This window comes from Pontibacter silvestris (genome assembly GCF_020907275.1).
GTDB classification, from domain to species: Bacteria; Bacteroidota; Bacteroidia; order Cytophagales; family Hymenobacteraceae; genus Pontibacter; species Pontibacter silvestris.
Genome location: NZ_JAJJWI010000003.1, coordinates 299,866 through 313,064, shown reverse-complemented (window position 1 = coordinate 313,064; position 13,199 = coordinate 299,866). Strand labels below are relative to the sequence as shown.

Here is a 13,199-nt window from a genome sequence, read left to right as displayed (position 1 = left end):
TTCATTTCAGAAGCTTTTAAACCAACCCTTCCGGTAAAAGAAATAAAGTTGTAGTACTACCATCAGGAACATAAAAAGCAGTAGGGAAGGGTAAGCATAAGGCTGGTACAATTCTGGCATGCTCCACGGGTAAACTTTGCCTGTTTCAGGGTTTTCACGGGAAAAGTTCATGCCGTATACACCGGCAATAAAACTTAACGGTATAAAAATACTGGAGATGATTGTCAGCACTTTCATAATCCCGTTCATATGGTTACTGACCGTAGACATATATAACTCTACCAGGCTAGAAGTCATTTCCTTATGGTTATCTATCAGGTCAATTAACTGTACCGTATGGTCGTAGGCATCCCGGAAGTATACGTCCAGGCTGTCAGGAATAATGTCATCATCCATGCGGAGTATCTCATTCATCTTATCCCGCTCCGGCCAAGCAATGCGGCGAAGCTTTACCAGTTCTCCCTTCAGATCCAGAATCTGTGATAAAGTCCTTTTGGTTGGGTCCTGTAATACCTTTATCTCCAGGTCATCTAGATAATTGCTGATTTCTCCCATTACCGGAAAGTAATAATCCAGTACCACATCGAGTATGGCATACACCATATACATAGTGGGGCGTTGCCGGATAATGCCTTTGCCTATTCTGATGCGTTCCCGAAGCGGATCAAGGCAATCGTCATAGTCACTTTGAAGCGTTAGCACATAATTGGAACCGGTAAACAGAGAGAGCTGCACGTCGTCGAGAGAGTGCTGTTCAGTGGACCAGCGCAGCATGCGGGTAATAATAAACAATCTTGTGTCCTGAAAGTCCTCCACTTTAGGGCGCTGGTAATCGTTTATTACGTCTTCCATATGCAGAGGGTGCAGTGAAAAGTCAGCCATCAAGTGCTCCAGAAGCTTTAAATCACCATAGCCTCTGATATCTATCCAATGCCGAGCATCCGGCCTTTCATTTACTTTTTTCAGTAATTCTGCATAGCTAGGTAGTTCCAGCTCCTCAAACATTTCATCCGTAAAAGACATCAGAAAGAAACGCGGTGCATAAGCGTTGGTGGGTACATATAAATGCCCCGGCTTTGAACCTGCTTTACGATCTAGTATTTTATTTCTGGACCTGTTATGCTTACGTTTTGCCATAGTTAATGCTGCTGTAGCCTGCAAGGTAAGAAAAGCTCAGGCTATTCAATCACGGAAATTGTAACATTTTCCAGTTCTTCAAGTTTACCTGCCACCTCAAGCTCCAGCTTTTTTCGAACCTCCACCGTAAGGCGGCACTCCAGTTCAAACTGCTGCTTTTTAACATCCAGGTCATACTCTTTCACCAAGCTCATGACATCATTCATTTGTGGGTAAGAGAAGTGTATGAGCAGTTGTGAGGCCTCGTGTTTTTCAACGATAACGGCATTCGCAATGGCATCAGCTGCAGCTGTTTTATAGGCATTAATCAGGCCACTTACACCTAATTTAGTGCCGCCAAAGTAGCGAACCACCACAATAAGTACATTGCTTAGATTAGCAGAACGAATCTGGCCAAGTATAGGGTCTCCGGCAGAGTGATTGGGTTCACCATCGTCGTTAGCACGGTAGCGGCTTTTATCTGCTCCTAAGCTATAAGCATAACAATGGTGACGGGCATCGTAGTACTGTTTTTTCAGTTCAGCCATAATCTCCTTAACATCTTCTTCAGAATATACCGGATAAGCAAGCCCGATAAACTTGCTCCCTTTCTCTTTGTAAAGGCTTTCGGATGGAGCTTCTATAGTAAGGTAGGTGTCTTCTTGCATCTTTTAATGGCCAGGTACTTTAAACCTAAACGTTTAGCCCGTTGAAATTACATAGCAATGTAGGCTCCGGAACGAACTTGAGCATTTGAATTATTCACAAATTTAGCTTAAGAACAGGCAAGGGCAAAACCGGCACAGCTGCAGTGGCATATTTACCGTAAAAAGTATTTATTTGTAGTACCATTAATTTATACTGATTTGCCAGCATCCCCACTACTGATACACTTCGACAGCATAGGTAGTCCTACAGAGGGCTTTATCACGACAACCCAATACGCTGACAAAATTCCTTTTGCTATAAAGCGCGTATTCTGGGTGCACGGCACACCACCGGGGGTGGTACGAGGAAACCATGCCAATAAAGCTACAGAAGAGGTTTTAGTTGCTGTTCATGGAACTGTAAGTGTTAAAACAGATACAGGAAAAGAGCAGTTGGAGTTTGAGCTAAAGGACGAAAAAACAGGCTTATATATTCCTGCCATGTGTTGGACAGAACTTACGCTTGCACCCGGAACAATAGCTTTATGCCTTACCTCAACAGAGTTTGATGAAAAGGATTACATTCGGGATTATAGTAAGTTCCGAAAGTTTGCTGATCATGTAGTCCTGTAAGCTATCCGGAACTCTGTGTTTAACCTGATGAAAAAGCAACAGCTTCCTTATTTTGAGTTCAGAGATTTCCCAACAGGCATGGACGAGGAAGTAAAGCAAGCGCTAATAAAAGCTACCTATAGTAAGCAGTATATATTAGGTGCAAAAGGAGCGGCGTTTGACCACGCTTTTGCTTCCTATATAGGTGCCGGTGCAGCAATAGGTGTGGGTAATGGCTACGATGCTTTAGTGATAGCTCTTAAAGCTTGTGGTATTAGTGTCGGAGATGAAGTGTTGCTGCCTGCTAATACTTTTATTGCTACAATCAATGCTGTACTTCAGGCAGGGGCAAAGCCTGTGTTGGTAGAGCCCGATGTAAATACTTTTAACATAACTGCTGCAGGAGCTGCTAAAGCTATATCATCTGAGACAAAAGCCATAGTGCCAGTGCATTTGTATGGGCAGGCTTGTGAGATGGAAGAGGTAGTGAAACTAGCTGAGAAGTTTAATCTCAAAATAATAGAGGATGCAGCACAGGCACACGGAGCTACTTACAAGCAGCAAAAGGTAGGTTCCTTCGGCCATGCCAGTGCTTTTAGTTTCTACCCTACAAAAAACTTGGGAGCTTTGGGAGATGCCGGTGCTGTAGTCACCTCTGACCCTGAACTGGAGGCCTTCATAAGGAGATACCGAAACTACGGAGAAGCAGGCAAGTACAATAGTGTACTGGTAGGTGTTAACTCCCGGCTGGATGAGTTGCAGGCAGCAGTGCTCCGGGTTAAGCTACAGTATCTGGATGAACTAAATGCAGAACGACAGCGGCTGGCGGAAGTATATCTGTCTGAACTACAAGATATAGAAGGTTTATCTTTACCGTATTCTGCCCCTTGTTGCGCTCATGTTTTCCATATTTTTAATGTTCGCACAAAGCATCGGGATGCGCTTCAGGCAGGGTTACAGCAACAGGGAATTAGTACAGCTATACATTACCCGGTGCCCTTACATCTGCAACCTGCTTACAGTTTCTTAGGGCATAGGCAAGGAGATTTTCCTGTGGCAGAAGAACTGTCTCAGACAAGCCTGAGCTTGCCTTTGTTTCCCGGGCTAAAAGAACAGGAGCAGGAATCTGTAATTAATGCTGTTAAAGCCTTCTTCCGGAATAAATAATTATTGCTACTGAGTTACCTGGTTTTACTTTATGAGCACTATTCCACTTGTCTCTATTATATGTTTATGCTATAACCATGAGCGTTTTCTGACGGAGGCACTGAATTCAGTGCTGGCTCAGACATACCCAAACATTGAAGTAGTTGTGGTGGATGATGCCAGTACAGACGGAAGTGCTGACATCATTCAAACATATCTGGAGGCAAACCCACAAATAAGGTTTATCAGCACAGAGTATAACCGGGGTAACTGCACTGCTTTTAATATGGGGTGGCGTGCCAGTAACGGTGATTATCTAATTGACTTTGCTACCGATGATGTCCTGCTGCCAGACAGGGTAGAGAAACAGATTACAGCCTTTACACAGCTAGACCAAAGCTACGGTGTCATTTATACTGATGCTGCTTACATAAATGATAATTCAGAGCCCATTGGCTTTCATTATAAACGGGACAGAAAGGGCCGGCTTCTTTCTTTTGCTCCATCCGGGTACATCTTTAAAGAGCTGCTGCAGCAATATATCATCTGTCCGCCAACTATGATGGTGCGCCGCCAAGTGTTGGAGACGCTAAAGGGATATGACGAATCGCTGGCATACGAAGACTTTGATTTTTGGATAAGATCATCGAAACTTTATCAATATTTTTATCTGGATCAGGTAACAACAAAACGGCGGGTGCATGCCTCCTCTTTATCAAAAAGCTGGTATGGGAAAGGGAACAGGTTGTTGGCTTCCACTATAAAGGTATGCGAAAAAGCAGCTCGTTTAGTGCAGACGGCCGAAGAGAAACGTGCTTTGGTACAGCGCCTGAAGTACGAGGCCCGTCATGCTTACCTGACAGACAATTTTGAAGAAGCAAAGGCGTTGCTTTTGCTGTTAAAGAAGGAGGCTCGCTTGCCTCTCTCTTACATATTTTTGCTCCTGCTTTCTAAGTATAAATTGAGCTTTAGTTTTGCACGCCGGTTCTACTACCGCATCAGGTATGGTACATAACTATACTGATACTTGTGGTACAAGAAAAAGTATCTTTAGCTTGAGGTATAACAAAATTGTTTTTTTACGTAATAAACACTTATAGTCTTATACCCTCGCTTTTTCAGCTATTTAACAATTTGCTAAATATGTTAAACAATTTGGCTGTTAAAATATGGTATATAATAAGTATATTTGACATTCAACAAACATGAACAACATGATTACAGCTCCATTTGCCTCCCGTATAGAAGTATTAAGATGGATGGAGGATTTCGTTGGTGAAAACCTTTCTGAGTTCCTTAAAACGGTAGAAGAAAGCTGGCAGCCTGCAGATCTTTTGCCTGACTCAAGACTTGATAATTTTTTGGATGAGGTAAAAGCTTTGCGTGAGCGCGCTCGTGACTTAAGCTATGATTTATTAGCTGTTCTTGTTGGCGATACCATTACAGAAGAAGCGCTGCCTTCCTATGAAAGCTGGTTAATGACTATAGAAGGCATGCCACAAGAAGCTGATAGCCCTTGGATTAAGTGGAACCGTGGCTGGACTGCCGAAGAGAACCGACACGGAGATATACTAAACCGTTACCTTTTCCTGAGCGGGCGTATAAACATGCGCGAGATGGAAGCTTCAACGCAATACCTGATAGCCGATGGTTTTGATCTGCAGACAGATAATGATCCATATCGTAGCTTTGTATACACTAGCTTCCAGGAAATGGCTACCAATATCTCTCACCGGCGCGTGGCAAAGCTAGCTAAACAGGAAGGAGATAACGTGTTGGCAAGACTTTGCGGCAACGTTGCTGCAGACGAAGCCCGACATGCAAAAGCTTATAGAGCCTTTGTGAGCAAAATATTCGAAGCAGACCCTAGTGAAATGATGTTGGCTTTTGAAGATATGATGCGTAAGAAGATTGTGATGCCGGCACATTATATGCGTGAGTTGGGAGTGGAGTTAGGTAAGACTTTCGGCCATTTTACCGATGCCGCACAGCGTATTGGAGTATACACTTCGCATGATTATACGGCTATTCTGGATAACCTGATTAATGATTGGAAAATTGAATCTATATCAGGTCTGAACGAAGCCGGTGAACGTGCCCGTGATTACGTGATGGGACTGCCTAACCGATTGAAGCGCGTGGCAGACCGTATGAAACCACCTCAACTGGAGTATAAATTCCGTTGGATAGACTAATTACAGAAAAGAAGTACAAAAAAAGGACAAAAGATAAAGGAGTAAAACCTGATGCTTTTGTCCTTTTCTTTTTAAAAGAGATTATACTTTGCTGTAGCGTACGCGTATGAAGATTATTCTTTTACCGTTACTCCTTTCCAGAAGGCTACATGGTCTTTTATTCCTTTTGCAGCATCCTTTGGGTTGGGGTAATACCAGGCGGCATCAGGGTTTACGTCACCATTTACTTTTACATGATAATACGCTGCTTCGCCTTTCCAGGGGCAGTTAGTGTGGGTTCTGCTGTTTTCAAGAAACTCTTTTTTAACGGTGTTAGCGGGAAAGTACTGGTTACCTTCTACCTCAATAGTTTTGTCGCTATCGGCAATAACTATGTTGTTCCATATTGCTTTCATAGGTCTGAAAGATTTTATTGAATATAAATAATCTACTGTTTACGTCTATAAAATGTTTATACTTATTGATTTATAACTTATATTAGAAGTGTTAGCTGCACTTTAGAGCTGTAACACTGTAGGAGGCGAACATTCCGTCTGCTATTGTTGTTGTAACAAATAAATACAGATATTATTATGGCTTTAGGATTTCGCTTTTCAGAATACGTTCCGCCACAGGAAGACAAACCAAATTTCGATTCACTTTTAAAGATATTCATGCAACTGGTTACCGTTACCTCTGGTGATGTAGCCGAAGCACTCTCGTGGCTCAGCTCTTTAGACAAACAGTACAAGCTTACGGGGGATGATTATGGTATTGGAGATTTTATTGAAGATCTTAAGAAGCAAGGATATTTAGATGAAGATCCGCAGCGACAGGGATCTTTTCAGCTTTCAGCAAAAAGTGAGCAAGGCATTCGTAAAAGTGCGCTGGAAGAAATCTTCGGTAAACTGAAAAAAAGCGGTAAAGGAAACCATGCTACTCCGCATACAGGCACTGGCGACGAAGCTACTACTGACCGCCGGGAGTACAGATTCGGTGATACACTGGAGCAAATCTCCATGACCGACTCTATTCGTAATGCTCAGATAAACCATGGCCTTGGAGACTTTAGACTTACAGAGCAGGACCTGGAGGTAAATGAGACAGAGCATAAGTCACAGTCATCTACAGTGCTTATGATCGATATCTCACACTCTATGATATTGTACGGAGAAGACAGGATAACACCAGCCAAAAAAGTAGCCATGGCGCTGGCAGAGTTGGTGAAGCAGAAGTACCCAAAAGACACACTTGATGTTATTGTGTTTGGTAACGATGCGTGGCAGATAGAGATAAAAGACTTGCCTTACTTAGAGGTAGGGCCGTATCACACCAATACAGTGGCAGGCCTGGAGTTAGCCATGGACATTCTGCGCAAGCGTAAGACAGCTAACAAACAGATTTTTATGATTACAGATGGTAAGCCAACCTGCCTGAAAGAAGGCATACATTACTATAAGAATAGTTTTGGCTTGGATCGGAAAGTAGTGAATAAGACGCTGAACCTTGCGGCACAATGCCGCCGTATTAAAGTGCCTATTACTACTTTTATGATTGCCTCTGACCCATACCTACAGCAGTTCGTAGAGGAGTTTACTAAAGTGAACAATGGGCAGGCATACTATAGCAGCCTGAAAGGTTTAGGGCATCTTGTCTTCCGCGATTACCGTCGTAACCGGAAAAAAACATTTTAGGTTTATTCCATATGGTCTATGTGGAATAAGCTGTTCTTCCTGGTTAGGTTTAAAATAGCCTTTACTTAACCCTAGAGCAGAATTAGCATCAACTATATAAAACTCAGTTATTAGTAACTGAAAATTGTTTACCTGATAAAGTAAAAGATGAATTATAAAGATATTCCAGCAGAGAAGCTATTACAGATAAAGACATTAGGACAACTGAAAGCAGCAGGCTATGAGCCAAAGACCGTAAAGCAGGAACTACGGGATAACCTGATAGAAAAGTTGCGGAACAAAGAAGACGTTTTTCCGGGAATATGGGGATATGAAGAGACTGTAATTCCTGATATGCAGCGGGCCATTCTTTCTATGCACCACGTAAACCTGTTAGGTTTGCGCGGGCAAGCTAAAACACGTATTGCTCGTCAGATGATTGACCTGCTGGATGAGTATATTCCGGTAGTGCAGGGCTCTGAGTTAAACGATGACCCGATGCAACCACTTTCACGCTTTGCAAAAGACCAGGTGCAGGAGCATGGCGATGATACACCTGTAATTTGGCTGCATCGCTCAGACCGCTATACTGAGAAATTAGCTACCCCTGATGTGTCAGTAGCTGACCTGATTGGGGATGCTGACCCTATAAAAGCAGCCACAATGAAACTGCCTTATTCTGATGAGCGTGTGATACATTACGGGCTGATTCCACGTTCACACCGCGGAATATTCGTTATTAATGAGCTTCCTGATTTACAGGCGCGTATCCAGGTGTCTTTGTTTAATATTCTTCAGGAAGGCGACATCCAGATAAGAGGCTTTAAAGTACGCTTACCATTAGACATACAGTTTGTGTTTACAGCCAACCCGGAAGACTATACAAACCGTGGTTCTATTGTAACGCCATTAAAAGACCGTATCGACAGCCAGATTATTACGCACTATCCGAAGTCTATTGAAATTGGCAAGAGAATTACCAAGCAGGAAGCTATTGTAAAAGAAGGGCAGAAGCAACTGGTACAAACCAATGAAATTATTGGTGACCTTATTGAGCAGGTTGCTTTTGAGGCACGCGAAAGTGAGTATGTAGATGCAAAAAGTGGTGTATCGGCACGTTTAACTATATCAGCATACGAAAGTTTAGTTAGTGCTGCGGAACGACGCGCTTTACTAAATGGAGAAGATGCAACGTATGTGCGTGTGTCAGACTTTTTGAACACCATACCAGCCGTTACAGGTAAGGTTGAACTGGTTTACGAAGGAGAACAGGAGGGAGCCGGCCATGTGGCACAGGTGCTGATGGGCAAGGCCATTCGTACACAATTCCTGAATTATTTTCCAGATCCGGATAAAGCGAAAAAAGCGAAACAGGGAAACTCCTATAAAGCCATTACAGATTGGTTTGGTGATGGGAATACTGTAGATATTTTAAATGACGCTTCTGTCGCAGATTATAAAAAGGCACTGCAGGTAGTTCCTGGTCTGGCAGAACTGGTAGAGAAATATCAGAAGGATGCTACAGGAGATGAGAAGCTGTTTATGATGGAGTTTGCACTTCATGGCTTGGCGGAACACAGTCAGTTAAGTAAGAACCGACTTACTGCTGGCCTTCAGTTTAAAGACCTGCTAAGCGGTATGTTCTCGATGCCAAGTTTTGGTGATGAGGATGAAGACGATGATAACTACTAAGGAAATTATTATTTGTAGTTAATTATGAATTATAATAAAAAGGCAGAAAGTTAAGTAGCTTTCTGCCTTTGTTCTTTATTACAGTTAAGCATATTTAATTCTCTCAGATAAGCTTTATAAAGCATATTACCAATAGTTTTGATATCCTGCGCAGTAATCCTCCAAGTAAATGGTGAGTCGCGCAAGGGCATATCAAGCCAATCATTGGATATAATAAGGTGCGGCATACTCTTTCCTTTGAACTTAACAAAATAGCAAGTTACATTTTAACACCTCTTATATAAGTGAAATCATCTTAGATGGTATCACTCTATGGAAGCCCACTAACTCAAGAAGGTTTACTGCTCGTTTAGTGCCACAACTTTAAAGTTAGTCACAGATAAGCTAAAATTATTTTGTTCGATCACTTTAGTATAATATGTATATGTACTATGAGTAGTATTATGCATGATTTAAGCTTATGAAGTAGCTCTATGTTTATATAGTAAGTGTTTTTGATTATATATTATATTTTTGCTTTTAATAATACAAAAACAAATTTTGTATTATTTTTATAGTTTAGTTTTAAGTTATGTCTTTTATGCAAGATGATTAGTTAAAAATTAATAATTAATATATAAGTATTAAACTATATTTAGTTAATTTTGACTTGTTAACATTATAACAGTTGATTTTAAACTATATATTAATATGCTGACCTCTATTTTTAATCAGGCCAAAAGGTGTAGCATCTGCTTCATTAGTCTTCTATTGTTTTTTCTGTCAGTAAACTTCGAATTGTTTGCACAGGTTTGCTCTTCACCGGGTAAAGATGGCATACTAAATAGTACAAGCACAATTGTAAATACCTATTATCCAGGTACAGCGTCTGTAACAGCCGGAGATAATGTTTCCGTTTCTGTAGGGCCAGCTAATGCCAGTGGAAATACAACCCCCATTTCACAAGGTGACTTAGTTTTGATTATCCAGATGCAGGGAGCTGATATGGATGTAACCAATACCAATACGTACGGTACTTTGTCAAATAACGTAGCTGGTACCTATGAGTATGCCATGGCCATCAGCCAGATCGAGAATGGAGCTTTTACAGTGGCACACCTCAAGAACTCTTACATACATGCTGATTATGGTGCACAAGGCCAGAAACGGTTTCAAGTAGTACGTGTGCCACAATATAGCACTGCAACCTTAATGTCCACTATTACCAGCCCTGCATGGGATGGATCGACAGGTGGTATTGTAGCTATGGATGTAGCTGGTTTCCTAAACTTTAACAACCAGGCAATTGATGTGAGCGGTAAAGGCTTTAGAGGAGGAGCTGGAAGACGATTGAGGGGCGGAACAGGTGGTAGCGAAACTGATTACAGGACACTGTCTACTAACGATGCAAACGCTCAAAAGGGAGAAGGGATTGCAGGTACTCCTGCCTTTGTAAACTTTGGTGGTACTACACCGACATATACTGGTGTAGAAGGTTATGTTAACGGAAGCATGGGGCGTGGTGCCCCTGGCAACGCAGGCGGTGGTGGTACTGATGGTAGCCCTGAGATAAATGACCAGAACTCTGGCGGCGGCGGCGGTGCCAACGGTGGCGCCGGAGGCCAGGGAGGTAACTCATGGAATTCAAACCCGAGTCTGCCTACAGGTAAACCTATAGGTGGTATAGGAGGAGCTCCGTTTAGCACAGCCGGAACGCGTGTAGTAATGGGCGGCGGCGGCGGTGCGGGTAGCACTAACGACGGGTCTGGTACGCCGGGCAATGGGTTTGCCAGTAGTGGTGCAGCCGGTGGAGGTATAGTAATGGTGCGTGCAGGTTCTATAGCAGCTAATGTAGGTACTATAAGTGCTAATGGTGCAAGTGGCTATACTGCTGGTTACGATGGTACTGGCGGCGGTGGGGCAGGCGGAACAGTATTGCTTACTGCTGCTAATGGCCTAAATAATGTCACTGTAAATGCAAAAGGTGGTATAGGCGGTAGCAATGGCAAAGGTCATGGGCCTGGCGGCGGTGGCGGTGGCGGTGTTATTATGGCTAATGCTGCTCTCAATGCTTCCAGTAGTGTAGAAAAAGGCTATGCTGGTTCCGCAAACTCTTCAGGGGCTTTTGGTGCAGTAGATGGTGAAGATGGTGTGAAAAATGAAGCATTAAGTACTGCAACGCTTACCAATTCTGCCTCTGGTTCTAACTGTTTACCTGTTTTAACAGTAACTAAAACAACTTCCTCAGCCAATATAACCCGTGCTACAGATGGTACAGCAACAGCTACTTATAGCATAAAAATAAGTAACACAGGTGGGGCAGCTCAAGGGGTTACTGTTACAGATGTGCTACCAGCAGGCTTTAGCTTTGCCTCTCATAACTCTATAGATTACAGCGATGGTGTTTATGCCGACAATGGAGGCGATGCCACTACCGGTGCAGTTAGCCTTGGTCCTGCTTCCACTTTTCCTGTTAACGGTAATACGACACTAAACTGGGGGACCTTTACTCTTCCATCCGGAAGCAATGTGAGCATTACGTTTACGGTTAACATTGCTAAAACTGTAGGTGATGGCACTTACCAGAATGGGGTTACAGTTACATACCTCGACCCTACTCGCAAAACTGCCACCCGTAAAATTTCTCCTGCTACAGGGGGGGATGCTTATAATATTGCTTATGAAACAGGTGCATCTACTACTGTTGCTGGCGCTAACTATATTGCAGAGTCAAGTACTGCGGAAAATGTTACAATTACGAACAGTGCACCAACTGCCAGCAATATTACTTTTTCTCCGGCTATACCAAATACGGCTGCAGCCACCATTATTAGTCCTTTAACCGCTACTGATTCTGACGGCACTATTGCCAGTTTCAGAATATCAGTTTTGCCAACCTCCGGTACACTCTATATTAATGGAGCACCTGTAACCAGTACAACAGATTCATACACCGCAACCAACGGAAAGCTTAACGACATTACATATAAGCCTGATGCTGGTTTTGTTGGCGAGGCAACATTTAATTTTACAGCCACTGATGACAGAGGTGCTACTGTAACGGCCACTTATACTATTCCGGTTGTGTCAGATAGAGCGGCAGTTTATACTACTCCTAATGTGTTTTCAAGATATGCCATTACTGTTGGTTTAGTTGTAGCAACAGCCAAAGATGCGGATGGTACTATTACTAGCGCCACTGTTTCAGGTAGTGCACTTCCTGGTTTCCTGACACTGAATACCCAAGGAGCTGTTTCAGTTAATAACAACGCAGTTGAAGAAGGAGTTTATACAACAAATATCACCACGACAGACAGTAAAGGGGGCATATCCACTGTTCCTGTAACTATAACAATAAATTCGGATGCTTTCCAGGCAAACAGCGATGCGACAAAGAACGGAGAAAACTGTTATACATTAACTTTACCTGAAGAGTTTAGGCAGGGGGAGGTTTGGTCTGTTACGCCTATTGACTTAACAAAGTCATTTGAGATCAGCTTTAACATTAATTTAGGTAGTAATGATAATGGTGCTGACGGTGTAGCCTTTGGGTTACAGCAGCAGGCTTCAAATCCATTGTTTGCCAAAGGGGAAAGTGGGCAGGGTTTGGGCTTCCAGAATATAGCTCCTTCTGTGGGTGTAGAGTTTGATACCTACGATAATGGTAGCAATGATCTGTCAGCAGACCATGTAGGCTTTTTTCTTAATGGCAAAGTTACGGAGCCTGTAACAACACCAGTACAAATGAGCAGCACGAGCAACAATACAGAAGATGGAGCCGATCACGCAGTAAAAATCATCTGGGTAAAAGATTTAAACACACTTTCGGTTTATTTTGATGGTGAGTTTCGTACCAGTTATAGTGCAGATATTGTAAATGAGGTGTTTAGTGATAACCCACAAGTGTACTTCGGCTTTACTGCCAGTACGGGTACTTTAGTTAACCAGCAGTCTGTTTGCCAGATTAAGTACAACCAATCTCCGGTTGCGATAAACTATACAAACTCAGTTGCGCTTATTAGCACGGCAGCAGCTACAGCAGTCGACGCGTTGCCAGGTAGTGACGCAGATGGTATGGTGGCTTCTTTCAGGTTTAATTCATTACCAAGTGCAGGAAAATTGTATATAGATGGTGTCGTAGCAGACCTTATAACTGATTA

The 13,199-nt window shown here is 42.7% G+C and carries 9 protein-coding genes and 1 pseudogene; 7 read left to right on the top strand and 3 right to left on the bottom strand.

All coding sequences use genetic code 11. The features are described 5' to 3' along the window. Positions 1-6 precede the first annotated feature (6 nt). Together corA and LN995_RS04345 are read right to left on the bottom strand one after the other, a co-directional pair. Positions 7-1,137, bottom strand: coding sequence for a magnesium/cobalt transporter CorA (corA, locus tag LN995_RS04350; protein WP_229958724.1), 1,131 nt, complete (start codon positions 1,135-1,137; stop codon positions 7-9). 41 nt (positions 1,138-1,178) lie between these two features. Continuing rightward, positions 1,179-1,784, bottom strand: a complete 606-nt coding sequence (locus LN995_RS04345) for an IMPACT family protein (protein ID WP_229958722.1) — start codon at positions 1,782-1,784, stop codon at positions 1,179-1,181. Between the two features lie 198 nt (positions 1,785-1,982). On the opposite strand from LN995_RS04345, the gene LN995_RS04340 reads away from it, so the two are divergent. The 4 genes from LN995_RS04340 (at position 1,983) to LN995_RS04325 (ending at position 5,716) form a co-directional block, all read left to right on the top strand. Further along, positions 1,983-2,396 carry a sugar 3,4-ketoisomerase gene (locus LN995_RS04340; protein WP_229958721.1) on the top strand — a complete coding sequence of 138 codons (414 nt, stop codon included), beginning with the start codon at positions 1,983-1,985 and terminating at the stop codon, positions 2,394-2,396. A gap of 27 nt (positions 2,397-2,423) precedes the next feature. Continuing rightward, positions 2,424-3,542, top strand: a complete 1,119-nt coding sequence (locus tag LN995_RS04335; protein ID WP_229958719.1) for a DegT/DnrJ/EryC1/StrS family aminotransferase — start codon at positions 2,424-2,426, stop codon at positions 3,540-3,542. 31 nt (positions 3,543-3,573) lie between these two features. After that, positions 3,574-4,536, top strand: coding sequence for a glycosyltransferase (locus LN995_RS04330; RefSeq protein WP_229958717.1), 963 nt, complete (start codon positions 3,574-3,576; stop codon positions 4,534-4,536). Between the two features lie 199 nt (positions 4,537-4,735). After that, positions 4,736-5,716, top strand: a complete 981-nt coding sequence (locus LN995_RS04325; protein ID WP_229958793.1) for an acyl-ACP desaturase — start codon at positions 4,736-4,738, stop codon at positions 5,714-5,716. A gap of 113 nt (positions 5,717-5,829) precedes the next feature. Here the strand turns inward: LN995_RS04325 and LN995_RS04320 are convergent, their stop codons facing one another. After that, the gene (locus LN995_RS04320) at positions 5,830-6,111 is read right to left on the bottom strand and encodes a DUF427 domain-containing protein (RefSeq protein WP_229958715.1); all 282 of its coding nucleotides are present in this window, start codon (positions 6,109-6,111) and stop codon (positions 5,830-5,832) included. Positions 6,112-6,288: 177 nt separating this feature from the next. On the opposite strand from LN995_RS04320, the gene LN995_RS04315 reads away from it, so the two are divergent. The 3 genes and pseudogenes from LN995_RS04315 to LN995_RS04305 form a co-directional block, all read left to right on the top strand. Next, entirely contained in the window at positions 6,289-7,389 is a 1,101-nt protein-coding gene (locus LN995_RS04315; protein WP_229958713.1) for a vWA domain-containing protein, read from the top strand. A 147-nt stretch (positions 7,390-7,536) separates the two neighbouring features. Then, on the top strand, positions 7,537-9,060 hold the full coding sequence (locus tag LN995_RS04310) for a sigma 54-interacting transcriptional regulator (protein WP_229958711.1): 1,524 nt from the start codon (positions 7,537-7,539) through the stop codon (positions 9,058-9,060). Positions 9,061-9,750: 690 nt separating this feature from the next. Further along, positions 9,751-13,014: pseudogene (locus LN995_RS04305) on the top strand (lectin-like domain-containing protein); the annotation flags it as partial. Positions 13,015-13,199: the final 185 nt, after the last annotated feature.